Source organism: Plantibacter sp. RU18 (assembly GCF_050613355.1).
In the GTDB taxonomy this organism is placed as follows: domain Bacteria; phylum Actinomycetota; class Actinomycetes; order Actinomycetales; family Microbacteriaceae; genus Plantibacter.
On sequence record NZ_CP159618.1, the window covers coordinates 46,291 to 71,533 of the forward strand.

Below are 25,243 nucleotides of genomic sequence, written 5' to 3' on the forward strand. Positions count from 1 at the left end.
CCCAGCTCTGGTTGGCGCTTTTCGGCACAGGCAATACCATTTACATATGAAACCCGATACACGGCCCATCACGGCCGCCAGCCCGACTCGCATGCGCACGAAACGGGCGATTCTCGAAACAGCGGCGCAGATCCTACCCTTGGCCCCGCAGTCCTCCCTAGCCGACATCGCTCAGACCGCCGACGTTTCCAGGAGCACCATTCACCGGTATTTCCCGGAGCGCGGATCGCTGATTCGCGCGCTTGCGGTCCATGCGTACGAACTCAGCGACGCCGCGATCACGGAGGTCGCGGATGATTTCACTGACCCGGTGGAACGACTGCGCGCCATCGCGCTGAACCAGCTCGATATTGGCCCCCTGATGACGTTCCTCTACCAGGATCCAGCCATCAGCGCAGATGAAGCCTTCTGGCAGCGACTCCGCGAGGATGGCGACCCGATCGACCCGATCCTGGAGGCGGTTGCGGGGCCGCGCCCGCGATTGCCGATCGCGTGGATGCGACGGGCCTACTGGAACGTGTTGTACGTCGGATGGGAAACGGCGATGGATCGGTCGATGACCCGGTCGGAGATCGCGGATGCGATCGTCGTGACCTTGTGCACGGGGGCGCTCAGCTCACACGAGCAGTAGGTGCCTGGGTGTCCGCGAACGCCGGGCGTCGGAGGGCGTCGGTGACATCGCGCAGCTGAACCAGCTGCGCGGTCAACGCGATGACCTGGTCAGCCTCGGAGTAGAAAACGCCGTCGATGATTTGACGTTCAGCATGCGGCAGCTCTACACGCTCATGGACGCCAATGGCGCCGAGCGCGAACAGTGTTGGCGCTAGGGCGGCGGTAGCGCCCGCCCCGCCAGAGATCCCGGCATAGGTGACGAGGCCGATGGGTTTGCAGGACCATTCACGGTCAAGGCAGCCGAGCGCGCTGAGGAGCATGGGTGAGGCGCCCCTGGTGTATTCGGCGGTGACAACAATGACGGCGTCCGCAGCGGCCACCCGCGCCGCCCACGCGCGCGCGTGTGACGATTTCCCAGACTCGTCCCGCAACGGCGCGTCCTCCGCGAACGGCAGGTTCAACTCGCCAAGTTTCACCAGGTCGATGCTGAATTCGTCAGAGTGCCGGGCTTCGTGCTCGACCCATTGCCCGACTGCGAATCCCACACTGTTGGGACCCGGGGCCCCGACAACGATCATGAGAGTACGCATGCCTTGATCGAATCATCACAGCAGTTGGGATGCACGATTTGCGACGAGAATGTCAACTTTCGCTGGTGTCGTCAGGTGGTTGCTGTGGCGGGGTCGGCGGGTCGTACGCGCACCGGGAACGGGTGCGGGCGTGCGTGGGATGGTTGATGAGGTTGGCGAGTTGAACACGGTTACTCAGGTGCAGTTTCGCGAGAGCTCGGGACACATACGTTTTGACGCTGTTGATGCTCAAGTGAGACTGTTGCGCGATCCCATCATTGGTGTGGCCTTCGGCGACGAGCCGAGCGACATGCAACTCTCGCACCGTGAGCGTTTCCAGGCCGGGCAGCGCTGACGCTTCGGCGGGGGCCGCCGGCTGCACGGGCGCGTCCTTCATCAACGCTCGACGGAAGACGTCCGCGGATGCAGTTTTCGGCACAAATTCCGCCCCACCGATGTTCTTTGCGTGGGCGGCAAAATCGTCGTTCAAGAAGGTGGACATCAAGACGATGCGCACGGAGGGGAACCGGGTCCGCACGGCTCGGGCAGCGGTGATGCCGTTGACCGTGCGCATGCGCACGTCCATCAGGATGGTGTCAATGTGGTGTCCCTGTAATGCGGCCAAGACTTCTCCGCCGTCGGCGGCTTCGGCGACGATTTCGACTTCGGGCATGGATCTGAACATCAAACGCAATCCGATTCGGACGATCGGATCATCGTCTACGAGTAACACTCGCATGGGACTCCTTTCGGGTGCCGCCTGGTTGGCGGGGCGGGGTTACTGCTCATGGAGGGGTGCAGGCTGCACCGGTTGCGGGCGTGAGGCGAGGAAGGAACTGAGCGCTGCCCCTGCCAGGATGAGGATCGAGATGACAGCAACACCATGGAAGGCATACATGAATGCGCCGGCGGCGGCGGCGGCGAGGTCGGTGCCCGGGGGCGCTTGGAGGCGCACGAATTCACCGATGGAGTTTTTCGCTGCGTTGAAGTCGGCGGTGGAGGCTGAGGGGACGGCGGGAAAGCCGACGGTGTAGAGCACTGCGAACGCGGAACCGAGGACAGCTACCCCGAGTCCACCACCGAGATCGTAGGCGGTCTCCTCGATGCCCGCGGCTTCTCCCGCCCGATCGGCGGGGACGGCCGAGATGATGACGTCGTTGGCTGAGACTAAGGCAATCTCGAGCGCGAACCCGAGAATCCCGAGACTTGCCGAGAACACCCACACCTGCTCGCTCGCCCCCAGGAGTAACAGCGGCGCGAGCGCGGCGGCTGCAGCTGCAAGGCCGATACCAATCGCTCGTTGGCGCCCCAACCGCCCTACGAGCTGTGCCGCGCAGAGCGCGCCCGCGACGGTCGCCAGTGCCAGGGGCATCAGGCGTACCGCCGCGTCTAGCGGGCTGAGCCCGAGCACGAATTGGAGGTACTGGGCGAACATGAGGTCAAGGCCAACGACAGCGAACATGGCGAGCATCACACAAACCACGGCACCACTGAACTCCGCCCGTCGGAACAGGCGGATATCGAGCATGGCTCGGCCGCCCTGCCTGGCCGTCCGCAGCTGCCGGCGACAGAACCAGAACCCGGCACCGACAGCGATGACACCAGCCGTCAGCGCAATGATGCTCTTCCCCGCACCGGCCTCTTTCACCGCGAACGCCAACGTGAGTACTGCCACGACGGACAGCCCAGCACTCGCTCCATCCCAGAGCGCCGGGCTCTCGGACTTCGATTCGCGAATCGTGAACCATGCGACCCCAGCGACCACCGCACACAACGGCACATTCACGAGGAATACAGCACCCCACCACCACGTCTCGACGAGGATCCCGCCGATGAGTGGTCCGGCAGCTGCGCCGCCCGCGGAAACCGCCGACCAGATCGCCACTGCTCGTAGCCGAGCAGCTCGTTCGGGGAACGCCACGCGAATGAGCGACATCGTCGAGGGCATGATCATTGCCGCTCCAACTCCCATCAGCGCGCGCGCGGCGATCAACCACCACGCATCCGGCGCAACCGCCGCGCCCATTGAAGCGACACCGAACAGGATCAGACCCAGCAACAGCAAACGTCGCCGCCCGAACCGGTCGCCGAGAAACCCCGAGGTGATCAACAGCGGCGCAACGACCAGCGGGTACACATCAACGATCCACAGCACCTGGGCACTGTCGGCGCCCAGCGCCGTCGTGAGGGACGGTATCGCCGTGTGCAGCACGGTCACATCGATCACAACAACGAGCAACGCCGCGCACATCACGGCAAGCACGGTTCGAGGAGATCCCACCCACATGGCCGTCCACTTTCTTCTCGAAGCCACCAGCCTACCAAAAAGTGAGACAGGCTGTATCAAATTGGCGCATTGTGCCGGGGGTTAGCTTCACGCGACTGGATCGATTGTGCGAAGAGGGGTGTTGCTTGGGGCACTCCACGGGGTACCTGAAGGTTGATGGTCGGCTTCCGGAGCGGGGATCAGGCTTCCCGGGCTGGGATGGTAAACGAAGCGATCTCCTCATCGGGTGGAGATCGCGAGCTCGTGTTTCGGCCGCCCTGAACCGGTCGGCGCACTGGCGGGCGGCACGACATTCGGGTCGTCGTGCCGCCCATCTTCATTCCGGCCCAGTTTCACGGGAATGCAGGCGAGTGAGAGCGGAAGGCGCGACCTATGACGACATCATCTGCCACGGAGGCCGATCGTCCAGGAATACGACGCCGGCGCTCCGGCGTCGGAATCACCTCACAGTTGTTGGTGATGTTGCTGCTGACGAGCTTGGCGGCTGCGGGTGTAGCGGGCGGCATCGGATATGTATCAGGGAGCGCATCGTTGCGGGCTGCCGTGTTTGAGCGCCTGACTGCCGTTCGTGAGGCGCGGGTACGGGAAATCACGAACCTCTATCAGCAAACCCAGGATGCGTTGGTGGTATACACCCGCGGGACGACCGTGAACGATGCGATGACTTCCTTCACCGCTGGTTTCCAAGCGTTGCAGCAGGCCACACTGCCCGCAAAAGCAGAGGCGTCCTTGGATGCCTTCTACCGGGACACCTTTCTTCCCGAACTTGCGGCGCGCACGAATACCGCGCCGGACTCAGGTGCGTACATTCCCTCGAGTGCGGCCGAGCGGTACTTGCAAGCGACGTACACCAATGCGTCACTGGATTTCGATGCTGCGGTGGCGGTCGACGATGCGGGTGACGGGAGCGAGTGGTCGGCGAGCAATGCCCTCTACCAGGACTACTTCCGTGAGATGGTCACCCGGTTCGGGTATGACGACGCACTGCTCATCAGCGCCTCAGGTGACGTGGTGTATTCGGCATACAAGGGCATCGATTTGGGTTCGAATGTGCTGTCCGGGCCGTTGAGTGGCGGATATCTGGGCGCGGGGTTCACCGCCGCGTTGCATTCGAACGCGGTGGACTATGCGGCGTTGAGTGATTTCGAGTCCTATGCCCCGTCGCTTGGATCACCCGTGCAGTGGGTGTTCTCACCCGTTGGGCAGGACGGTCAAATTACCGGAGTCATGGCGCTGCAACTGCCGACCTCGCAAATCAACAGCATTATGACCGGTGATGAGGAGTGGGTGAAGGATGGATTGGGTGTTTCCGGCGAGGTGTATCTCGCCGGGTCCGATCATCTGTTGCGTTCGAATTCTCGGTTGCTCATCGAAGATCCTGCAGAATATCGGCGTCGCGCCATCGACAGTGGCACACCCCCCGAGACGGCGCAGCGCTCCGTTGCGGTCGGGAGTTCCATTCTGCTTCAGCCGTCGAACACGGCGTCTGTCGCGGCGGCTCTTGCGGGGAAGACCGGCACGCTCATCGGGCCTGGGTATTTGGGGGGCGAGAACCTTGCAGCGTACACACCGGTGGAACTCGACGGGCTGCAATGGGTGCTCGTTGCCCGCATCGACGCCACGGAAGCTTTTGCGCCCGTCACCGACTTCACCCGCACGTTGCTGCTATCACTGCTGGGTATCGGAGTGGCCATCTCGCTCCTGTCATTAGTCCTGGCGCAAGTGTTCGCGCGCCCGGTGCGCGCGCTCGTCCAGGCGGTGCGTCGCGTCGCAGGAGGAGACTACGGTGCCGAGGTGCCGGATGTGCGCCGGGACGAGTTCGGTGATCTCGGTACCGCTTTCAATGACATGAACCGCAGTCTTCGCCTGAAGCAGGACCTCATCGAGCAACAGCGGACGGAGAATGAAAAACTGCTCCTTACCCTGATGCCGGCCTCGGTGGCCAAGCGTTACAAGGAGGGTGAGGAGACGATCTCTGAGGTCCACCAGGACGTGTCGGTGATCTTCGCCGACATGATCGGTTTCGACGACTTTTCCCGTCAGCTCACGGCCGAGCAGGGGCTCGCCCTCCTCAATGGAATCGTTCGCAGTTTCGATGATGCAGCCGAACGCCTGGGAATCGAGCAGGTGCGGGCACTCCGCGAAGGATACCTCGCAAGTTGCGGTCTGATCGTTCCGAGAGTCGACAACATTCGTCGCACGCTCGACTTCGCGATCGAGATGCAGGCAACCGTCACGCGCTTCAATGCGCAGCACCGGTCCAACCTGAGCCTGCGCATCGGCGTGGATGCGGGCACCGTCACCAGCGGGCTCGTGGGGCGGACGAGTCTCGCCTACGACATGTGGGGAGACGCGGTGAGTTTGGCGAACCAGGTCCAAACGCTATCCGGCCAGCCAGGCATCTTCGTCAGCCAGCATGTGCGTGACCGCATGCAGGACACGGTCGCCTTCGAGCCTGCGGGCACCGTCGACACCCGCGACGGTCAACAGCCGGTCTGGAAGGTTGGTTCGGTACCGCGATGACTGACCTGTGGAATGAACCGTGGTTTCCCTGGGCGGTCGGGCTCGCCGTAGGGGTGCCGGTCCTGCTCATCGTTCTCACCGAACTGCTCGGGGCGCTCTCCCGGCGGGCAAGCGCCGCCGTCAAACCCATCCGGTTGCTGCGGAACTATGTCGTCCCAGTTGGCGCGATCCTCGCGCTGCTGATACTCGTGACCGCCAACTCCACCGATCTGACGTGGGTTCGGATCGTTGGAACGCTCTTCGGTTTCCTGGTCATCCTGCTGGTGCTGTCAGCGTTCAACGTGGCCTTGTTCGCCACAGCACGGGACGGCTCCTGGCGACAGCGCATTCCCACGATCTTCGTAGAGTTGGCGCGCCTGGCTCTCATCCTGACGGGCCTGGTGATCCTTTTCTCCTGGGTGTGGAAAGCAGACATCGGTGGGCTTGTCGCAGCCCTTGGTGTCACCTCCATCGTCGTCGGTCTCGCGCTGCAAAACGCTGTCGGTTCGGTCATCTCGGGGTTGTTGTTGCTGTTCGAGCAACCCTTCAAACTCGGCGATTGGATCGCCACGGGCACTGTTCGCGGCCGGGTCGTGGAGGTGAACTGGCGTGCCGTGCATCTCGACACGGGAGACGGCATTCAAGTCGTCCCGAACGCCGCCCTCGCCGGCTCGTCATTCACCAACCTCAGTCAGCCCGTCGGCGACTATGTGGCGATCTTTGAAGTAGCGTTCGCAAGCGATGACCCGCCCGACGACGTACTGCGCCTCCTGCATGATGTCGCGGCAGAGCTCCCCTTCCTCTCCCCCGGCCACAGCGCAGACATCCATTACACCGGCGCTGGCAGCTTCGCCGTGGCCCTCCCGGTGCCCGGGCCCTCGGCTGCAACGACCGCGCTCGCCCTCTACCGGGGATGGCTGTGGTACGCGTCCAGGCGGCGCGGCCTCGCATTGGACGGCAACGACAACGACCCCATGACCACACCGGAACGCCTGCAGGCGGCCGTCAGCACCCTGGCACCCGCGCTGCACGCCCATGAAGACGACTACGCCCGCATCACCCGAACCTCCACACTCGAACACTACGGCACCGGCGAAACCATCCAACAGCACAGCACCATCGCCTCGAGCGTGCGGTTCATCGTCAGCGGACGAGCACAGCGCCACACCGACGGGAGTTACTCCCCGGGATTCATGACCCTCGATGCAGGAGACTGCGTCGGCGACAGCGCACTGACGCGAGAACCAGAAGACTTCGCTACCGTCGCTGCCAGCCCGGTCATTGCCCTTCGGGTGGACCGACCCACCATTGACTGGCTCATCCAGGCTGCCCCGCGGCTCGCCGAAGACATCGGCTCGATCAGAGACCGATCCCGTCGGGCCCTGCAACAGCAGTCCCCCGACCACCCCCTCGCCACTGAGCCCGCATCCTGAACACACGACTATCTTTATGACACATAATGCGTCATAATATTCAGGAAGCGATCATCTCGACGTTTCAGAGTGCTAGATGTGCCTGCTGCACGGGTGACATCGCGTCAAAGCCTGGAGCCGTGTGCCTCTCTTCTCCGCCCGCCCACATGGCGTGCCGCCATGCGCGCGTCGGCGGGCGCGTTCCGGGAGTGGACGCGAGTCGTGAGGCCCGTGCGGGCTGTCGGGCTGTTCGTTCTGAGCGCGTGTTATCCGCTGGCACTGCTGCGGTTCGCGCCGGACGGCGTATCGGCTTGGTGGGTGATCGGGGTAGCAGCAGCAGCGACGGGAACTCTGGCAGTCCCGCTCCCGCCGCGGGTGCGAGTGGTGCTTCTGCTTGGTTTCCAGCTGCTGTCGTGCGCAGCGTCGCCCGCGCTCGGGGTGTTGGTGTTCGCGCATGCTCGCCGGGCAGCACGGTTGACCTGGCTGTTGAGTGCCGCGGTCACCGCTGCTGGGTTGCATGCGGTGCTGTCCGTGGCCCTCGGAGCGGTCCGGGTCTCGGAGGCGGTGCTTGTTGCAGTTTGCACGCTGGTGGTTTTTGTGGCCATTGCGGTGGACGGGCGCGAGCATGGGCGGTTGTCTCTCGGTGAGCGGCGAGCGAATGAACTGCTCGGGGCTGCTGTGGAGCGCGAGCTCGTGCTCGGGCACGTGATTCGTCGCCGTGAACGACAAGGTCTCGGCCGAGAGTTGCACGACAACCTCGGACTGCATCTCACGACGCTGCGGATCTATGCCCAAACGCTGCAGCAACCGGATGCGCTGCAAGCCGCTGAACTCGCGGACGTTGTCGCGGTCATCGATCGGGCGGCTGTTCAAGCCGTCGAGGACCTGCAACATCTTGTGGCTCAACTTGCCGACGGTCAGCAGGGCGATGACCCGCGCGTGCTGGGTGAGGTGTTTGAGTCGTTCGTTCGCGCGAGTTCGACCCACCAGCTCCAGCTCGTGTCGCGATCCGAGGGGTCCATCCATCACTTGCCGGGTGAGTACCAGACCGCCCTCGTGTCGTTTTTCAGCGAAGCACTCACCAACACGTTGAAGTACGCCGGACAGGGGCCGGTGAACACCGCCCTCATCGTCACCGCAGACCAAGCCGTGTTCGCGTCAGTGTCGAGTCCGCTGCCGGACGGCACAACCAGGAGCCGGCCACACCACTCAACGGTGCAGGGGCTATTGAACCTCAGCGCTCGCGCCCACGCTCTGAAGGGTTCGTTCGTGGTGCACCGCTCCGCTGACCGCTTCCACGTGGAGATCGCCCTCCCACCTGGCCCTGTGGATGACGCCTAACTCACCCATATCCACCCACCATCTGCTCGCACACGCTTACCCCTGATCTGAAAGCTGACTTGACTGTGAACTCCTCACCTGCGCCACTCATCACCGAATCCATTGCCCCTCGCATGCCTGTCGAACAAGAGATGAGCGAAAGCGCGCGTTTCTTCCGCGGGGCACTCTGGGCGATCGGGTTCTCGCTCGTTCTCTGGGCCGCGCTCATCGGATGCATCGTCGGCACCGTTGCCTTCCTGTCCGCACCCCGCTGACGATCCTTCCCGCCGGAGATCCGGATTTGGTCGAGTTCACCTCCGCCGCTCCTCGCCGTCGCGTGCGCACTGCTTCTCGCGCAAGAGCACACCGGCCTCCCTGTGCACGCGCAGTGCGGGGTGTGTATCGAAAGTTGGCGAATGCAACCGAATTCGCCAGCCCCGCTGGTCCGTCCGGCACGCTGGGAGACCAGCAGGTCGATTCACGCACGCGCTGACTCACGTGCGACACCACCTCAAACCCATTCTCCGCAGCCGGCGCAGCACCGCCATCAGCCCGATCGTTCGACTGGACGTAGCGGCGTTGCCTCCGGAAACACATTGCGGGGATGAGTTCTCGGCGTCATCTGCTCCTGCGAAACCTGAGGCGCGCCGACACCACCATCGAACTACGAAGGCGGCAACACATGCATCACCACGGACCAACCGTTCGACCGGCGACGACGGCCACGACGAGTGGCAGTTCACGAACACGTGTTGCCGCGGCCGCTGTGATCGCGGGGATGTTGGCCTTCTCCCTTGGTGCCGTCCAGCCGGTGGCGGCTGCGGAGTATCCTTCGTGGGCGGAGGTCGAGCAGGCCAGGTCGAGTGAGTCCGCGAAACAGGCCCACATCGCGCAGATCACGAACCTCGTTGAGGGGTTGCAGGAGCAAGTGGCCGCGGCTGAGGCACTCGTCGCCCAGAGCGCGACGGAATACGAGACAGCTCAGGCCTCATTCGATGAGGCAACATTCCGCGCGGATGCATTGCAGCAGCAAGCCGCCGGCGCCGCCGACCGGGCAACGACCTCGACTCGGCGAGCCGGTGCGCTCGTTGCCGCATGGGTACGATCCGGCGGCGCCGACTTGTCCACGACAATCCTGTTGGATCCGAACTCGGACGATCTGCTCAACACATTGACCACGATCGACCGTCTGACCCAAAGCACCAACAGCTCCTACGATCAGGCAGTAACCGATCAGAATGCCGCTCTTGCGCAGGGACAACAAGCAGCCGTCGCCAGAGACGCTCTCGGCGCGCTCCACGCCGCAGCCGAACAAGCCCTGCTGGAGGTCATGCAAGCACAACAAACCGCGCGTGCGACGCTCGACGACCAACAGGAGTACGCGGCAACACTGGAGGCACAACTCCTCGTACTTCGCGAGGACCGGGCAGCCACCGAAGCCGACTACTCGGCGGGTGAAACGGCACGCCGCAACGCAGCAGCCGCGGCGGCTGCTGCGGCTAGTGGCGCTGGGGGGCAGGATGGCGGGCAGCCGAGTGGCCAAGGATGGATCTCACCGATTTCAGGCCCGATCACAGATGCGTTCGGGCCTCGGCCGAATCGCCCAGCGGGTGCAAGCCCGTTCCATTCAGGTACGGACATCGGGGCCGGTTGTTACCGAACGGTCGTCGCGGCCAGCAGCGGTGTCGTGACGCACTCAGGATGGCTCGGGACGTATGGCAACTGGATCCTTATCGATCATGGGAACGGCGCGCAAACCGGATACGCCCACAACTCATCGCTTCTGGTGGGCGAGGGGGTGTCGGTGTCCGCCGGCACTCCGATCGCGCTTGTCGGCACCACCGGCGCTTCCACGGGTTGCCACTCCCACTTCGAGGTGCGCGTTGACGGTGCCCGTGTGGATGCCCAGCCATTCATGGCCGCCCGCGGCGCCCGCTTGGGATAGCACCCACCGCCGTGCTTCGACGACAAGAGAGCAGAACCACATGAGCGACCGGCAACCGTCCCCCGACCCAGCATCCTTCGGGGCGGCGGTGAGGGACGAAGGGTTCCGGTTCGGCGGCAGCCGGTCGCAATGGTTCGCGCTTCAATGCGTGGTCTTGGGGCAGATCGCGGTCGGTGCGCTGATCGCCCGTTCTCCAGGCGCCGACGCACAATTCGCTGGCGTGCTGCTGACACAGCTGATCGCGGGCGTCAGCGGCACAGTCGCGGGCACCACCGCCCCCCTTCGTCAGACGAGCCTTCGTTCCTACTGGGCTCGCGCGTGCGTGTGGGGCGGCCTGTTCGCGGTTGCGACCGCGGTTGGCATAGGCCTGACGACGCTTGCCATGAACCCGGTCCTTGCCCCGTGGGGCCTGGATATTCGGCTTGATTCCCCGGACGAGTTTCGACGGCTCTGTGGGGCGTGCTTCTTTGTGGCGGCCTCTGCCGGCGCGGGAGTGAGCATCGGGGTACTCCTTCGCCACCGCGTCAGCGCAGTGATGGTGACCCTTGGGTGGTTATTGGTGATACCGGTTACGGTCGCTCTCGCAGAGCCCTCGGCCGGGTCCACGTGGCTATTGTTGTTGCCCTCGGCCGGCATGTGGTCGTTCATATCGTTTGGGGGCGAGAGTGCAGCGATACCTGCCGCAGTGAGCATGCTCCTCTGGGCAGGCGCTGGCATCGGGGCGACGGCGTTGTTGTTGCAACGCCGTGTTCGCACGTGAACCATGCTTCGCCCGCAGCGTTCGTCTGATTCTGCGCGGCGTGTGTGCAAATTCGGGGAGACGCGCCGCGTCACTCCTTTGGCGACTGTTCGGGTCAGCCTCTTTACTGTGGCCGTCCAGGCAGGGAATGTGGTTCCATCACCCTCACCGAGGGCGCGAACAGTCAGGAGAACACGATGGGTATCGAAGACGTCACCGGCAAGGCCAAGGAGTTCCTCGCCAACAACGCTGTCAAGGACGCGTTGCAATCGGAGCAGGCCGAAAACATCAGCGATAAGGTGCTCGACGGCACGGCTGAGGCGGTCAACAAAGTGACCGGCAACAAGTTCGATGAGCAGGTCGGCGCCGCCAAGGACGCTGCAGACAAGCGCATCGGCAACGAGTAGCTCCTAGCCGCTGGGTCTGGACGGTCATACCGGGCCCAGCGGTTTCCCCCTCGCCCACTCCGTGAATGCGGGGCTGACGCATCAGTCTCGTCGCTGCGGCGAATTGCTCCCACTGGCGGGCAGACCGAAGATGCGCTCGATCGCTAGTTCCGCGGCGATCGCGTCTCGCTCCGCAACCGCCGCCCGTAGGCCCCCGTACGACGAGGCGTCCGCCGCCCAGTCGATGACACCAGCGCGAGATGCAGCTTTCACCCGGTAGATCAATCCTTCGATGATGTTGCGTGTTTCAGCGACCAAGACGGGGTTCGGGCAATTGCGCATGAACCGGTCCACAAGGCCCCAGATTGCTCGACTGTGCCCATCGGTATCAGCGGCGCGCACTGTGGCGACAGTGTGATCTAACAGGGCGAGCAGATCGTGTTGACCCCGCTCTGACAAGCCCCCAACACTGACACGGACGACTCCCCCGACGAGGGCGCCGAGAGTTTGAAGAATCGCCGTCCGGTCATCCAACCCGGGTTGAGCGATGCGGGCTTGAGTGGCGGTTCGGTCGCTGATCAGCCGCCACTCGATGAGGTCGTCGACGGCTTCCGAGATCGGTGCGCGGCTGATGCCTAACCAGTCGGCGACGTCGTCAACGTTGACCCACTCACCGGCTTGCAGCGTGCCATCGAGGATCGCGACGCGCATCTGTTCGCTCGCGAGCTCCCGCAGGGACCTGCGTCCAAGTGGCTCAACCCCAGGTCTGGGTACCGGCATGACAGCCTCCGTCGTCGGGCATTGAGCCTTCTCGGCGACAGTATGTCGCACACACGTCGTCGATGGAACCCACCACGACGACGGCGGGGGCATCGGGCTCGAGGAGGACCCAGTAGCCGTCCGCGATCTCTGCCCGGTCGCCAGAGGCGTAAGGCCTGATGCGCGTCAGCCGCCCAGCATGGCAGCGCAGCGGGCCGCGGGTGCTGGTGACAACCTCTCGACCGTGGAATGTGGGGAAGGCTTCGTAGGACATCCCACCCTCAATGTTCCGGCACAGCTGTATGAGTTCGTCCGTGTCAAGCAACTCGGCGACAACCGGGTGCACACAAATCACATACGTAACACCCGGCCACTGGGCGGCGGCATGATCAAGCACGCGCTTCAAGTCGCCGTTCACGCGTTCCCGATCGCTCAACATCTTGCACCCCCGCCGTCGACACGCTCATCACCGTACGGCGCGCCTCTCTCCCCCGCACGCCGAGGGCCCGTCGGGGCAACTATTGGCTACAGTCCGGTCGCCGGCGTCCGGCACGGACCGTTCGTAGACCCAGTAGCCCGCCGAGCTTTCGCACTCACCTCACATGACGAGCGAGTGCGCCTGGAGCGTGCCAGACGGATCCTCCACATCCTGTGTATCCACGGAAGCGGAGGTCGCGTGCGGTTCCAGCGTCCCCATTAGTTGCCAGTGTTGTTGTGGGCGCTCAAAGCGCGGCGGGCGACACTAGTTTGGGCTGGGTGGCGCTGCGTCTGTGCAACGCTGGAAGAGAGGGTGTCATGAGCAGTCTGAAAGAACTTGTCACGCAGTTGCCGATCGGCGATATCGCAAAGCAGCTCGGCGTGGATTCTGGCACAGCGGAGGCCGCAGTGATGCACGTCCTGCCGGCTCTTGTGGGTGGTTTGGGTGCAAATGTCGAGCAGGGTGGCGCTGCCTCGATCATGAAGGCGATTTCGCAGCATGGTACTGCGCTTGTGGATGGTGGAGTATCCCTCGCAGATGTCGACACGGTCGATGGTGAGAAGATCGTCGACCACGTCTTTGGCGACAAGAAGCCGGCTGTCGTTGCGGCGCTTGGGAGCGCACCAGCCGCGGCCGCGGCAAGTCCCATCAGCGGAGAGCTGGTCAGCAAGCTACTCCCGATGCTCGCACCAGTGGTCATGAGTTTCCTCGCGCAGCAGTTTGTCGGGAAACAAAAACCGGGGACCTCCGTCGCTGAGGCCGCGCCAAGTCGCGGCCTCAGCGACGTTCTCGGCGGCCTGCTCAGCGGCGTGACAGGCGGCGGCAACGTGGCCAGCAGCCCGGCCGCCAACAATCCGACAGTCCTCGGCAGTGTTATCGGGGCTCTCGGCGGGCTCTTGGGTGGCGGCACCAAGTAACAGTCCCTGCCAATCTCAGGCAGCGACCACGCGAAGATCCGTCGGTCAGGCCTGTCCCTTCCGAACCGTGAGCGTCACTGCCACCGCTCACGGTTCGGTGTTCCCCGGGCGCGCCTGACGCGGCGACATGGCAGGGTGCTCAACCTGAATCGGAACCCACGGGTTCATGGCGCACAGTCGCGGGCAGTTGCGCGTCAGGCATCATTGCTCGCGTCTGCGAATCAAACCGGTAGGCCAGTGTAGACGCCATCGGTGATGCGTTCAATCGCCGGCAGAGGACGCTTCCAGAGACCACGAAGCTGCGAATTGTGCGCACGTGCGCGTGCTGAGCTCATGCGCGATGGAAGCGCGCAGAGACTCGGCTTCCTCGAGCGAGGCGGCCGGAATTCGACGCACGTCGACTCCGCTCGATCGAGCCACGATGACAACGTCAGTCCGAGCGCTCGAGAGCGTTCCCGCTTGGGCTGCAGAGGCCAGGGAATCCAACCAGTGCAGCACCGTTCGGAACGGCCCTGCGGCCCTGGGCTCAACGCGCACCAGATAGAGCGCTGCAGCCATACGAGCGTTGTTGTCCTGGTCCACGACGCCCCTCCCGTCTCAGTCACATCCAGCGTCACCGTGCGATGATCATGGCAGCTAACCCTCGGCAGTGGCTATCTACCCGTGCCCAGCGCGTCACTTAGTTGACAGCAGCAGGATCAGAGTCTGCCGCCGAAGTCTCAAGACGAGTCCGCAGACCGCACGGGCCCCCGCTCCGCTCACGCCGCTGTCCGTTCCTTCAAGCGCATCGTGGCTCGGACGGTGGCGCAACCACTTCCGCAGTGGACTGCCTTCGCCCACACAACGGGTCGTGTCAAGCGGCGACGATGCACGATTACCCCAATCCCGTGATCCACCCTGTCGCGCAGTCAACGATGCCAGCATCACCCCCTGGTCGTCGACGCGGCATGCCCGACCCCGCGCAGAGGGGACAGCGTTCGGAGTGACGATTAGTCGAGCCGCATCTGCAGAGTGCTCGCTACAGGCGTGGTGCCGTTGGCGTTCCGGCAGGAACACGACTCGGTCACACGCTGCGGGTCCTGCATGGTCTGCCAGCGAGCAGCAATCAGCTCTCCATCCGCATCGAGATACGCACCCACCGTAAGAGGACATGCAGCGTCGTTGCCCAGCGTCTCAGGTATGCGGACATGAAGTGCGCGCTCGTTCGAATTCGTCATAGAGCAACTTGCCCGCTTGACCGATTCAGCCCGTATCGGCCCGGCTTGTCGGCAGTGCGGAACCACAACTGGGGACGCCTGGTTCGTCGCAGAGTGCGAAGTCCCGGGTAGTTGGGCACATGATGTTCGCCAATCTGCCGGTCAGTCGGGAGAAGGGGTCGCGAAACCAGTCCCACAGATTCACAACCCGCATCCCCGGAACCAGTGCCCCCGTGCGCGACAGGCGTCGGTGCAGCTGCGAGTAGTCCGGCTAGCCGTCGACAACGTCAGCGACCATGTCGCTCTATGCGCCTTCCTGTCCCTGACCCGTCACTTCCGAGAAGGTCGAAGCTAGGGCTCCTGGTCAGGGACGGCTCCGTGTGCGCGTGCCGCGCGATTCTCTGAGGCGAGGACGGCCCCTGTCTTAGCGCTGTGCTTTGTCGGCCGTGAGCGTGATGGTTGCACCGCGGTTGAGGTACTCGCCCTGTCCGACGGACTGCGTGATGACGATCAGATCCGCATCAGCGATTGCCTCGTCGAACTCTGGATTCTCCACTTCGACGTCGAAGCCGAGTACTTCGAGCTGGTCCTCCGCAACGTCGACCTGCAACCCGACGACGTCAGGGACTTCGATCCGGCTGCTCGCCGAGGTCGTCGGGTCGGGTGCGGAACTGCCTCCGGTTGAACAGCCAGCAAGAACGAGCATGGCGATGACACCAGAAGCAAGACGGGTGAGTTTCGACGACATGTTCCCGAGGTTACGAGCTTGCTCCTCTCGACTCCAGCTAACCCCTTAGGTACCACACCAAAGAAGACAGGAGCGTCACACAGCGTGATCTTGACACGGTCAGGTGGGGACCAACACGCCAGTACTTCCGAATCAACCCTCGCCACTTCGCAGACGATTTGGCCCGTGGGTCTCCGATTGCGACCGTCAGGACGGACCCGAGCACCGGCCCCGCGAACACGCCTGCGACCCCATAGACGGAGCCGAGGACGAACACCGATCCTGCGGACGTTCCGTCCCCAGCATTGCCGCGGCGAATTTCGTTGCCGATGATCTGCAGGAGTCCGATCGCCATGACGATCACGGCGGCGCCTGTGACAAGGGCTGCCCGGTTCTGGGCGACGAGCGAGCCGAGGACGCCTACCAGTAGTCCGAGCGGCACAAGTGTGATGAGTAAGCCCTCTGCGTAGAACAGGGCGGTGCGGCTGAGGAGCCTGGTGGTGGGGCTCGAGCATGCAGATGTGAAGAACGCGGGCCGCAGCATGACCGAGCACGGACTCAGTAACGTGAGGACGCCACCGAGGAATGCGCCTGTAACCGATGTCCACCTACTCGGCATGCCGTTCAGCCTTGGCGAGTTCGGCGTTGATCACGTCGAGAAACACGGCCAGTGGTTGCGCGCCTGCGATGGGAGTTCCGTTGACGAGGAACATGGGCGTGCTTGAGATGCCGAGGTTTGCGCCTTCCTCGTAGTCTGCGCGCACGCGTTGTGCGAGCTCCTGGCTGTCGAGGTCCTCAGTGAAACGGTCGATGTTGGGAACGCCGATCTGGCGGGCGAACTCGACGAGCCTTTCCCGCGGAAGCTCTGCGTGCCCACGCTCAGGTGCGGCTGCGAAGAGTGCTGTGTGGTATTCCCAGAACATGCCTTGTTCACCGGCTGCCCGCGCAGCAACTGCTGCCGCATCAGACTGCTCACCGAAGATGGGCAAGTCCCGCCATTCAAAGCGAACCCTGCCCTGCTCCACGTAGCGCTTCACCAGCTCGGGAAGAGTTTCTTGATCGAACACCGCGCAGAAGGGGCAACGGTAATCGGCGTATTCGATAATGACGACAGGCGCATCGGCCCTGCCCTGCGCGGTGACATCATCGGCATCCCGGCGAGAGAAATCGAGCGCAGAACCCCGGTCTTTCGAGGAAGTGTCGCTCCCGGCTCGGGTTCCTCCCCGCTCGGCTGCCGGTTGCCCTACAACGATGGCTACCACGATGAGTGCGGCGCCGCACACGAGCGCCGCCCACACGAACTTCATCCGAAGACTTGGGCGCGGGTCGCTCGTGCCTCGATGCCGAGAATTCATCGACATTCCTCCGCGCCCGAGATGGTGCGCTGGTTTCCGCTCGCTACTTTCCCAGCTCTACCCTGGGGCGCTGACTGGTGCCTCGGCTTACTCATGCGTACGGCGGAGCCTCTCGATGCGTTGGTCGATGGTGGTTGCGGTGAAACGCTGGCGCGGGCGACATCCTCATCGGGCCAGGATGTGACTGGCCGCGGGTATCGACCGGCTCGCCGCGCTTCACAGCTGCCGGATCGCCGGCGCGAGGCGTGTGCGCGGGAGGGCGCGCTACGGGGCGTCAGGAGCTGGCGACATTGACGGGCTGGGGACGAGGGTTGTCGGATCGGGACTGCTACTGCCAGCGTTCACAGCATCGACCTGCGCCTGCGTGTACCCGCAGGACTTCACAGCTTCGGACTCCCACTTCAAGGTCAGGCGTGTCTTGCCTGCCTCGTGCGCCTGGGCGACGGTGCCCTGGAAGATCTGTCCGTCTGCGGATTCCTTGTTCACTTCAGGCACGCTTGAACAGACGTGGAACACCTGCCCAGATTTTGTCCAAAACACGGTGTTCTCTCCGGTGAGCTGCACGATGACGTTGGACTCTTCGGCGTACTGCTCCACGGAAGGCGAGTCCACGGAGACCCCGAGCGCGACGGCGACGCCACAGATCAGGATGCCGATCGTTCCGGCGAGGCCTTTCTGTTTCGCAGTCATGTCCTTGTTGAGGAAGATCATGATGATCAATGGCAAGAACGCGATCACGGTGATGATCGCACCGAGCTGATTCTGGATGAAGAATCGCGTGGTCTCCTGCTTCGATGCCGGGTCCAGCCGGTTCGCTTGTTTCCACAGCAGCGACCCGGCAATCGCGAATGCTCCAATGCCCACCAGCAGACAGATGAGGGCGATCATGTTCACTGGATTCTGCTTGAGTAGCCAGAAGATCGCGGCCACCTCCCCGGCAATCGCGAGCGCCCAGAGCCCACCGGCGACGAGCCGCCGTGCGGTGGCCTTCTTCTTCGCCTCAGGCGTCGGTGTCCACGCCGGCCCTTCCGTTGCGTCGCTTGGCGTCGAGCCTTGGGCGGGCGGCGCTTCGTGAGCGGGCACGTTGACGATTTTCTTGTTCTTGCCAGTGGGCGTATCCATAGTGATGCTCCTTCGGTCAGCAGAACGCCTCGTGGGCGCAGATCTGACTCACCGACGACGCTCCACACTCGGACGTCGAGAGGACGCCAGCGTGCTGTGGAACCCCGTCTCCGGCGAATCGGATCGCAGTCAAACACGGAGGCCATGCCAAAGCGGTCATTAGACGGGAGAACGCCTCAATTCGGATGACAACTCCCCGACCCGACGGATGACTGACAGCGATGTCCACGCGCCAGGCATGCCCATCTGTTTCTCGACACCTGGCATCGTGCTGCATCGCGCGAGCCATGGATGCTCATTCAGAGGATGGGGAGGGCTCATCGTGTACGTCTGCGCTTGCGCTGTGCCTCCAGTCGAGGTCTCGACGGCACACTCGACGGTCAAGCCTCGCGTCGATGAGTGCCTGGGCTTCGAGGAAACGGTCCGCTTTCAGAAGCGCTCCGATCCGGGTCTCCTCGAGGATCTCGCGTTGTGCGTCCGACCCTCCGAGCCGTCGGCTTGCCAGGGCGAGCCGCCCCAGCGCGTCTGCTCCCGCCGAGTACTCACCCTTCTGGAGCAGCTGAAGAGCATCGGCAAGTGGCGCGATAACCTGCCGAGTTGTGGGATCCGAACTGCTTCTTGCGAAGTGGCCCAGCTGCCTCAATCCGGCCGCGTCATCCACCGCCAGCAACACGATCGCTGCATGCAGAGCGAGAAATGGACTCCTCGGTGCGACGAGAGAATCCCGGCCCACCGCCGTGACGACTTCGTGCAGATTCGGTACATCTTGTGCGCCGGGAGTCAGCGCCCATCGCCACAGCAGCGACCCAGTGTCGATCAGTGTTCGCCCCCCCAAGGTCGGGAGACGGGAGCAATTCTGCTTCGTACCGCCGACGGACTGCATCAAGATCACCCATAAACAATTCATGGAGGGCTGCGTGCCAGGAGAAGTGCCTGATGCCGTGAGTAGCGGCGCCTTCGTCATGCACCCAACTGTCCATCCAGGCCAGGCCTGCGTCGTGGTCAGCGGTTTCGTAGTGGGCGTGCGCTCGTGCATGCGCGGAATGGCCCGCGCCGGGCTGCTCCTTGAGCGATCGCATGGATAGTTCCATGGCTTCGTCGTAACGCCTTGCTCCTGGCGAACAAAGGTCATCAAGCCGATGAACCACCAGTCGTCCCCATATGCAGGCGCCACGCGATCCATCAGTTCCCAGGTTTCCTCCGGAACCGCCGTCACTCCACGAAACGCGATAGTTGGGACAGCCGTCGAGAGTAAGAGCGCATCTCGCGGGTATGCTCCGAGATGTTTCAGTAATGGGTCCGAGTCTCCACGGATGTGTGCGAGAACTGCATGGACCTGGCTGCGCTCGTATGCGCTCGCGCTCACAGCTGCGAGGCGTGCCGCGTGCGCGCATTTCGTGACGTCGACCGCAGCGCCGAATTCGAAACCCAGGAGCGCGAGCGCCGCGTGGCCCAGCGCGAAACCTGGGTCGGCGACCACAGACGCGCTGAATGCGTCGAGGGCGCCAGATGTCAATCGGAGCACCTTCTCCAAGCCCAGCCGATAGAACTCCCCGGCAGGAGGATTCGTCGTAAGTGTATTCCCGTAGCAATCCATCATTCCAACACACTATGTCCCAAATTAGCGCAGTGTGTAGCACTTGTGAAAAAGCACAACGATCGACCCCGTCGCGGGGGATCACCATCTTGTTCTCGCCGTGACAGGCCCAGTGCAGGCCCGGTGGGCGGGTTCAGATCGCTAGGGCAACGCTCGATCCGTCAGCAATCGGCGGCTCAGCTTGCCTGAGGGACGGGCACCGAAGGCTTACTTGAAGAGCTCTCGGCCTGAAAGCGGTCCTGCCGGCATGGCGCGGCTCGAGAAATACTCCGATCAGCGCTGCGACCGCCCGTGTCCTCGCCAATTTCGTATCGGCCGGTGCGTCGAGGCTCGAGTGGCTCAAGTCGGCGACTGTTCGACGCGGCACCGCACGAGAACATGACGGTGGCGGGAAGCAGTGCCGCTCTTACCGCGAATAAGTGGTGTGGGCCGCAGCGGGTTATGGAACGACCGAGCTTTGCGAGCCGCATTCGCTTCCGGGTGGCGCACAGCCGGAACGCAGAGTCGGCTAACTGTGGTTGAGGTGCTTTCGTTTGCGCGCAACGATTTTCACACCGAGGGTTCCTAGCCCTGTGGTCAGGAGCAGAGCGGCCAACCCGAGGGCGTGCATTGAGGCTCCTGTTGCAGGCAGAGCTCGGGCATGGGCGGGTTGCGTCGACGTCGCCGAGGGCTCCTCGGGGGTGAGTGTTGAGGCACCAGGCCAGACGGTAAGCGTGTAGGTTCCCGTAACGCTGCCGAGGACGTTGCTGTTCTCGACCGTGAAGGTTTGTGTGGTTGCGCTCTTGGAAGGGGTGCCGGAGATGGTTCCATCCTCCAGCTGCAATCCGTCTGGGAGGGCGCCGTCTGAAACCGCGACGCGCGCGGATTCATCATCTGTCGCAGAAAGCTCATATGAATAGGCTTTGCCAATGGTTGCGGGCGGCGGCGCTTCTTCAGGCAGTGTCGGCGAGTGCAGATATCGGACCATGTCGGGCAGAGTCTGAGTGTCTGGTCGGAGGCCATTGTGGCTCGTCGTGGTCACCGCGACTGGGGCGAGCCCCGGCGGTTGGGGTGGGGTGACTACCGTGATTGTGTCTGGTGCGAGATGTTGGAACGAGGGTGCGGGTGCATCACCGACCTGCATGCTCGTCACGGTGCGGGCACTCGCGATGCGCTGCGGGTTGGATGGGTGTGTCGCTCCTGGCAGGGTCCCCCAGGTATAGATGTGACCGTCTGTGGTGACAGCGAGTGCGTGTTGCCTGCCAGCACGGATTGTCGTCGTTCCTGCGGCCAGGTCGACGAGCGTCGGAGTGGATTGTGATGGGCCAGGGTATCCTCCGAGCGATCCGTGCTCGTTGTTGCCCCAGGCGTACACTTCACCAGCCGCACTGAGGGCGAAGCTGCTCCCGGTCTGGCCGGTGCTCACGGCGGTGATGGGTTGATCTCCGGGGATGGGCACCAAGCCTGGCAGGGCTTGATCTGCGTCTGATCCGTTGCCGAGCCGTCCATCCAGGCCAGCGCCCCATGAATAGACTTCCCCGGTTGAGGTTACTGCGATGGTGGATGCTTCGCCTGCGCTGGCCTGGGTGACGACGGTTCCTTCGCCCGCGACGTTGATGCGCTGTGGGGGCTTCCGCCCCCCAAATGTCCCGTCGCCGATTTCACCACGAAAGTTCGCGCCCCACGTATACAAGTCGCCTGTGGTGGAGATTGCCGCGCTGTGTGCCTGGCCCGCGGTGACCGAGCTGATGGCGACCCCGTCTGGCATGACTATCTTGGTGGGGCTGAAGCGTGTGGCTGTGGTGCCGTCTCCCAGTTGACCCCAGGTGTTTCCTCCCCATGCATACAAGGTTCCGTCGGATGCCACCGCGAAGTTGTGTGCACCGCCATTGCGGCCACCGGCGCCTCCGGATGCGATTGAGGTGATCACTGTTCCGTCGGGGAAGGAGACGACGTTCGGTTCAGACGTGTTTGTCGTTGATCCGTCTCCCAACTGGCCGGAGTCGTTGTTGCCCCATGAGTACACACGGCCGTCAGCACTCAGGGCGAGTACGTGGCCAGCGAGACGATCGACACCATAATTGCTGCTGGTGCTCAGCTGGGTGATCCTCGCCTCGTCCGGGAAGACGATCAAGCCGGGAGTATTACGGCTATTGGTATCGCCGTGACCGAGTTGACCCGAGAAGTTCAGGCCCCACGAATACACCTCCCCGTCGTCAGTAACGCCATATGAAGACCTGCCCGCGACGGATACGTCAGCGTAACGGACGTCGAGGTCGTCGACATTGAACGAGACGGTGGCACCCCCGGTCGTCGGGCTCGCCTGCGGTGGGTTCACGTCACGGACCACGGGAGATGTGGCCCCGGCAGACGTAGCGAGCGCGACTACTATCCCGATGAGTGGGAGCACGGTTCGGCGGGTTGCACCGGAACGATTCCTTGAGGCGGATGATGCGCGACGGCTGCAGAGTTTCATGGGGAGGTTTCAGCGATGGAAGTCAGGGTGGCGGCACATTGGAACGGAGCGTGGCAAGCCTCCAGAGTGATGCATTCCGTTTCAAATTAGCACGATTCGTCCGACTGGGGTGCGCGATGTCTGGGCACACACTCCAGGGCAAGTGGCCGTTTCGTCGCCGCACGAGGGGTGGCATGAAAGCCAGCCAAGGCGGCGCGTAGAGAGATTCGTTCAGGCGTGGGGCGGGGCGCCGGTCGAGCCTGCTGGCAAGTCGCGGTCAATCCGGCGCACCCAATTCATCTGGTCTTTGAGTCGACTTGAGTCATAATGAACCGAACCGGAGCATGATTGGAGGCCCATGTGCCGTCCGTGCGCCGGGTGCAGGAGCTCCTCACGCAGGTACTTCGAGGATGGCCTAGCTGGCGAACGCGCAGGTGAATGAACCCGCCCCCTCCAGGTCGACGACAACAGAGAGCAGAGCATGATCCAACTTGACGGCCTCACAAAGGCCTATGGCAAAAAGACCGCCGTGCAGGACATCTCGGCCACGATCCAGCCGGGTGTGGTGACCGGGTTTCTCGGACCGAACGGTGCCGGCAAGTCCACCACCATGCGGATGATCATGGGCCTTGACCAGCCCACGCGGGGCACCGCCACCGTGAACGGGAAGCAGTACAAGGATCTCCGAGCGCCTCTGAGGGAGATCGGCGCGCTGCTCGATGCGAAAGCCATCCACACCGGCCGCACCGCATACAACCATCTTCTGGCGATGGCGGCGACTCATGGGATCTCGAAGCGCCGCGTGGGGGACGTCATCGCTTTGACGGGGCTCGAACCCGTTGCCCACAAGCGCGTGGGCGGGTTCTCGCTCGGAATGGGTCAGCGCTTGGGTATCGCGGCAGCGTTGCTCGGAGATCCGCACATTGTGGTGTTCGACGAGCCGGTGAATGGGTTGGATCCGGAGGGCGTGCAGTGGGTTCGACTGCTTGCCAGGCAATTCGCCGGCGAGGGCCGCACGGTGTTTCTCTCCTCGCACTTGATGAGCGAGATGGCGCAAACCGCCGATCACATCATCATTCTCGGGCGTGGGCGGATCATCGCGGACGCCCCGGTTGCGGAGATTCTCAACCGCGCAGCCCGAACCATGGTGCGAGTGCGGACTCCTCAGACCGGGCAGCTCATGCGCCTGCTTGTTGGAGAACACATCACGATCACCGCCGTGAGTCACGACGTTCTTGAAGTCACTGGCCTCAGTAGCGAGCAAGTAGCCACCTTGGCGGCACGATCCGCCATCCCCATCTACGAACTCACCCCCGTCAACGCTTCTCTGGAGGAGGCTTACCTCAGCCTCACGCAAGACGAAGTTGAGTACCGAACGGAGCACACCGCGTGAACGCTGCACACTCTGAACCGCGTCCGGCTCAGCGCCCGCGACTGTCCTTTCCGCGGGTGGTGCGATCGGAATGGATCAAACTCCGCACCCTGCGTTCAACACTCTGGACATATGCCCTCGTCCTTGCCCTCGGGTTGGGCTTCAGTGCACTGATGACGGTCACCGTACCCGACGCGGCAACGACCGGAATTGCCGTCGAGAGCCACACGGCCTTCGCAATCAGCGTGGCCACTGTCGGGGTGTTCGCGGGCCAGCTGGCCGTCGTCGTGCTTGGCGTGCTCATGATCACGGGCGAATACTCCACCGGGATGATCCGTTCCTCGCTCGCTGCAGTCCCCGATCGACTATCCATGCTTGCAGGGAAGGCCCTGGTGTTGTTCGCGTGCTCCTTTGTCATCGGTGCAGTTTGCGCGGGGGGCGCTTGGGCAATCGCCACCCCAGGGCTTCTTCGAAAGGGGTACTCGGTCAGCCTTTTCGACCCAACGGCGCTGTCCGTCGTCGGAGCAATGGGGCTGTACCTCGGCCTCGTTTCAGTGTTCGCGCTCGGCCTCGGAACGATGCTGCGCTCGAGCGCCGGCGGCATCGCGGCGGGACTGGGTACGATCTTCTTGCTCCCGATCGCACTGTCAACGATCTTCAGCCTGACGCAAATCACATGGTTTAACGACGCGATGCCCTACCTGTTGAGTGTCGCAGGCCAGCGGCTCGTCAATAGCGACACGACCCAGTTCGCTGCATGGCAGAACATCCTGATCGTCGCCGCCTGGGCTGCGGTGGCCGTCATCGGTGGCGCAGCCGTGCTCAAGCGCCGTGACGCCTAAGCAGTGCCGCGATCAGCTCCGAGAATCTTCGAGCCCGAGTGAAGACGTGAGTTTCCGGCCTGGAACACCATGGATGCCCGGTGAGGACGAACGGCGCTACGCATGTCGCGCGCACCGAATCGCCACCTGCAACAGTCCATGCTGATGTCGGTTCGCTCACATCTGCATCGTCTCTGCACTGGCCCTCGACACGGGTCCTCCCGGCTCGGCGACCACCTCAGGCCGGACCGAGCACGCAGGCGAACGCCGCTATTGAACACTGAGGCTAACCCGCAGACTCGTATCGGTCTGCACTTGACCGGCCACCGCCACACCCAATAAGAACGATGAGCAGCATGGCAGGGGATATCGCCGCAGCACGCCATGCGACGAACGCGCCATGGAGGGCAGCGCCGCTGGGCCGGCACACTGATCAGGGTGAGCCGTTCATGCCTGGGAGTCGGTTCTAATATGCATGCGCGGACGGTCCAGTGCCAAGCCGGGCCAGAAGCCCAGCCACAAATGATCCACGGCACGTTTCGACATGCTCACGGCACCGCCGACCCAGGGGAATCATCAGTGACTGGGCGTCAGCGACCGTAGGCTCCGCACGTCTGCGTCGAAGCCTCTTGTCACGCCACCCGGCGCCTCATGAATATAGGGCCGGCAGCGTATCCCCCGATTCGTCCGCCG

General features: G+C 63.4%; 21 protein-coding genes. 11 read left to right on the plus strand and 10 right to left on the minus strand.

The window, feature by feature from the left end; genetic code table 11:
* Positions 1–46: 46 nt before the first annotated feature.
* On the plus strand, positions 47–631 hold the full coding sequence (locus tag ABMA10_RS00220) for a TetR/AcrR family transcriptional regulator (RefSeq protein WP_431031033.1): 585 nt from the start codon (positions 47–49) through the stop codon (positions 629–631).
* Here the strand turns inward: ABMA10_RS00220 and ABMA10_RS00225 are convergent.
* The 3 genes from ABMA10_RS00225 to ABMA10_RS00235 are packed head-to-tail and all read right to left on the minus strand — an operon-like array spanning position 612 to position 3,528.
* Positions 612–1,202, minus strand: coding sequence for an NAD(P)H-dependent oxidoreductase (locus ABMA10_RS00225; RefSeq protein ID WP_431031034.1), 591 nt, complete (start codon positions 1,200–1,202; stop codon positions 612–614). The two genes, ABMA10_RS00220 and ABMA10_RS00225, sit on opposite strands and share 20 nt — an antisense overlap.
* Before the next feature lie 52 nt (positions 1,203–1,254).
* Positions 1,255–1,920, minus strand: a complete 666-nt coding sequence (locus ABMA10_RS00230; RefSeq protein ID WP_431031035.1) for a response regulator transcription factor — start codon at positions 1,918–1,920, stop codon at positions 1,255–1,257.
* Between the two features lie 39 nt (positions 1,921–1,959).
* Positions 1,960–3,528, minus strand: a complete 1,569-nt coding sequence (locus tag ABMA10_RS00235) for an MFS transporter (protein ID WP_431031036.1) — start codon at positions 3,526–3,528, stop codon at positions 1,960–1,962.
* Positions 3,529–3,840: 312 nt separating this feature from the next.
* Between ABMA10_RS00235 and ABMA10_RS00240 the strand changes: the two genes are divergently transcribed.
* From ABMA10_RS00240 to ABMA10_RS00270, 7 genes are all read left to right on the plus strand, one after another.
* Entirely contained in the window at positions 3,841–5,991 is a 2,151-nt protein-coding gene (locus ABMA10_RS00240) for an adenylate/guanylate cyclase domain-containing protein (protein WP_431031037.1), read from the plus strand.
* Positions 5,988–7,403 carry a mechanosensitive ion channel domain-containing protein gene (locus ABMA10_RS00245; protein WP_431031038.1) on the plus strand — a complete coding sequence of 472 codons (1,416 nt, stop codon included), beginning with the start codon at positions 5,988–5,990 and terminating at the stop codon, positions 7,401–7,403. Before ABMA10_RS00240 ends, ABMA10_RS00245 begins: the two co-directional genes overlap by 4 nt.
* A 297-nt stretch (positions 7,404–7,700) precedes the next feature.
* Positions 7,701–8,723, plus strand: coding sequence for a sensor histidine kinase (locus tag ABMA10_RS00250; RefSeq protein WP_431031040.1), 1,023 nt, complete (start codon positions 7,701–7,703; stop codon positions 8,721–8,723).
* A 131-nt stretch (positions 8,724–8,854) separates the two neighbouring features.
* A complete protein-coding gene (locus ABMA10_RS00255; RefSeq protein ID WP_431031041.1) occupies positions 8,855–8,977 on the plus strand; it encodes a hypothetical protein in 123 nt (40 codons plus the stop codon).
* 491 nt (positions 8,978–9,468) lie between these two features.
* The gene (locus tag ABMA10_RS00260) at positions 9,469–10,647 is read left to right on the plus strand and encodes a M23 family metallopeptidase (RefSeq protein ID WP_431031042.1); all 1,179 of its coding nucleotides are present in this window, start codon (positions 9,469–9,471) and stop codon (positions 10,645–10,647) included.
* A gap of 40 nt (positions 10,648–10,687) precedes the next feature.
* Positions 10,688–11,407 (plus strand): hypothetical protein, encoded by a 720-nt coding sequence (locus ABMA10_RS00265; RefSeq protein WP_431031043.1) that lies wholly within the window; start codon positions 10,688–10,690, stop codon positions 11,405–11,407.
* Between the two features lie 176 nt (positions 11,408–11,583).
* Entirely contained in the window at positions 11,584–11,793 is a 210-nt protein-coding gene (locus ABMA10_RS00270; RefSeq protein WP_431031044.1) for an Rv0909 family putative TA system antitoxin, read from the plus strand.
* Between the two features lie 81 nt (positions 11,794–11,874).
* Here the strand turns inward: ABMA10_RS00270 and ABMA10_RS00275 are convergent, their stop codons facing one another.
* Entirely contained in the window at positions 11,875–12,483 is a 609-nt protein-coding gene (locus ABMA10_RS00275) for a hypothetical protein (RefSeq protein WP_431031045.1), read from the minus strand.
* A 43-nt stretch (positions 12,484–12,526) separates the two neighbouring features.
* A complete protein-coding gene (locus ABMA10_RS00280) occupies positions 12,527–12,970 on the minus strand; it encodes a hypothetical protein (RefSeq protein WP_431031046.1) in 444 nt (147 codons plus the stop codon).
* Between the two features lie 356 nt (positions 12,971–13,326).
* On the opposite strand from ABMA10_RS00280, the gene ABMA10_RS00285 reads away from it, so the two are divergent.
* Complete coding sequence (locus tag ABMA10_RS00285; RefSeq protein WP_431031047.1) at positions 13,327–13,926, plus strand: DUF937 domain-containing protein; 600 nt, start codon at positions 13,327–13,329, stop codon at positions 13,924–13,926.
* Between the two features lie 1,620 nt (positions 13,927–15,546).
* On the opposite strand, the gene ABMA10_RS00290 is transcribed toward ABMA10_RS00285, so the two are convergent.
* From ABMA10_RS00290 to ABMA10_RS00310, 5 genes are all read right to left on the minus strand, one after another.
* On the minus strand, positions 15,547–15,870 hold the full coding sequence (locus ABMA10_RS00290) for a PASTA domain-containing protein (protein WP_431031048.1): 324 nt from the start codon (positions 15,868–15,870) through the stop codon (positions 15,547–15,549).
* Between the two features lie 37 nt (positions 15,871–15,907).
* Complete coding sequence (locus ABMA10_RS00295; protein WP_431031049.1) at positions 15,908–16,468, minus strand: cytochrome c biogenesis CcdA family protein; 561 nt, start codon at positions 16,466–16,468, stop codon at positions 15,908–15,910.
* On the minus strand, positions 16,458–17,156 hold the full coding sequence (locus ABMA10_RS00300) for a DsbA family protein (RefSeq protein ID WP_431031050.1): 699 nt from the start codon (positions 17,154–17,156) through the stop codon (positions 16,458–16,460). The genes ABMA10_RS00295 and ABMA10_RS00300 overlap by 11 nt, the downstream gene beginning before the upstream one ends.
* A 312-nt stretch (positions 17,157–17,468) precedes the next feature.
* Positions 17,469–18,326 (minus strand): hypothetical protein, encoded by an 858-nt coding sequence (locus ABMA10_RS00305; RefSeq protein WP_431031051.1) that lies wholly within the window; start codon positions 18,324–18,326, stop codon positions 17,469–17,471.
* A 2,105-nt stretch (positions 18,327–20,431) separates the two neighbouring features.
* Complete coding sequence (locus ABMA10_RS00310) at positions 20,432–22,240, minus strand: hypothetical protein (protein WP_431031052.1); 1,809 nt, start codon at positions 22,238–22,240, stop codon at positions 20,432–20,434.
* A gap of 598 nt (positions 22,241–22,838) precedes the next feature.
* Here ABMA10_RS00310 and ABMA10_RS00315 point away from each other — a divergent pair.
* Both ABMA10_RS00315 and ABMA10_RS00320 read left to right on the plus strand, forming a co-directional pair.
* Positions 22,839–23,750 carry an ATP-binding cassette domain-containing protein gene (locus tag ABMA10_RS00315; RefSeq protein WP_431031053.1) on the plus strand — a complete coding sequence of 304 codons (912 nt, stop codon included), beginning with the start codon at positions 22,839–22,841 and terminating at the stop codon, positions 23,748–23,750.
* Positions 23,751–23,902: 152 nt separating this feature from the next.
* The gene (locus ABMA10_RS00320) at positions 23,903–24,571 is read left to right on the plus strand and encodes an ABC transporter permease subunit (protein WP_431031054.1); all 669 of its coding nucleotides are present in this window, start codon (positions 23,903–23,905) and stop codon (positions 24,569–24,571) included.
* Positions 24,572–25,243: the final 672 nt, after the last annotated feature.

What these genes read in the sequence shown, in the direction of transcription:
- ABMA10_RS00240 (WP_431031037.1), top strand. Translation starts at nt 3,841, where the DNA reads ATGACGACATCATCTGCCACGGAGGCCGATCGTCCAGGAATACGACGC.
- ABMA10_RS00290 (WP_431031048.1), bottom strand. Translation starts at nt 15,870, where the DNA reads ATGTCGTCGAAACTCACCCGTCTTGCTTCTGGTGTCATCGCCATGCTC.
- ABMA10_RS00270 (WP_431031044.1), top strand. Translation starts at nt 11,584, where the DNA reads ATGGGTATCGAAGACGTCACCGGCAAGGCCAAGGAGTTCCTCGCCAAC.
- ABMA10_RS00220 (WP_431031033.1), top strand. Translation starts at nt 47, where the DNA reads ATGAAACCCGATACACGGCCCATCACGGCCGCCAGCCCGACTCGCATG.
- ABMA10_RS00265 (WP_431031043.1), top strand. Translation starts at nt 10,688, where the DNA reads ATGAGCGACCGGCAACCGTCCCCCGACCCAGCATCCTTCGGGGCGGCG.
- ABMA10_RS00280 (WP_431031046.1), bottom strand. Translation starts at nt 12,970, where the DNA reads ATGTTGAGCGATCGGGAACGCGTGAACGGCGACTTGAAGCGCGTGCTT.
- ABMA10_RS00255 (WP_431031041.1), top strand. Translation starts at nt 8,855, where the DNA reads ATGAGCGAAAGCGCGCGTTTCTTCCGCGGGGCACTCTGGGCGATCGGG.
- ABMA10_RS00230 (WP_431031035.1), bottom strand. Translation starts at nt 1,920, where the DNA reads ATGCGAGTGTTACTCGTAGACGATGATCCGATCGTCCGAATCGGATTG.
- ABMA10_RS00275 (WP_431031045.1), bottom strand. Translation starts at nt 12,483, where the DNA reads ATGCGCGTCGCGATCCTCGATGGCACGCTGCAAGCCGGTGAGTGGGTC.
- ABMA10_RS00225 (WP_431031034.1), bottom strand. Translation starts at nt 1,202, where the DNA reads ATGCGTACTCTCATGATCGTTGTCGGGGCCCCGGGTCCCAACAGTGTG.
- ABMA10_RS00300 (WP_431031050.1), bottom strand. Translation starts at nt 17,156, where the DNA reads ATGAAGTTCGTGTGGGCGGCGCTCGTGTGCGGCGCCGCACTCATCGTG.
- ABMA10_RS00245 (WP_431031038.1), top strand. Translation starts at nt 5,988, where the DNA reads ATGACTGACCTGTGGAATGAACCGTGGTTTCCCTGGGCGGTCGGGCTC.
- ABMA10_RS00305 (WP_431031051.1), bottom strand. Translation starts at nt 18,326, where the DNA reads ATGGATACGCCCACTGGCAAGAACAAGAAAATCGTCAACGTGCCCGCT.
- ABMA10_RS00315 (WP_431031053.1), top strand. Translation starts at nt 22,839, where the DNA reads ATGATCCAACTTGACGGCCTCACAAAGGCCTATGGCAAAAAGACCGCC.
- ABMA10_RS00320 (WP_431031054.1), top strand. Translation starts at nt 23,903, where the DNA reads ATGACGGTCACCGTACCCGACGCGGCAACGACCGGAATTGCCGTCGAG.
- ABMA10_RS00285 (WP_431031047.1), top strand. Translation starts at nt 13,327, where the DNA reads ATGAGCAGTCTGAAAGAACTTGTCACGCAGTTGCCGATCGGCGATATC.
- ABMA10_RS00295 (WP_431031049.1), bottom strand. Translation starts at nt 16,468, where the DNA reads ATGCCGAGTAGGTGGACATCGGTTACAGGCGCATTCCTCGGTGGCGTC.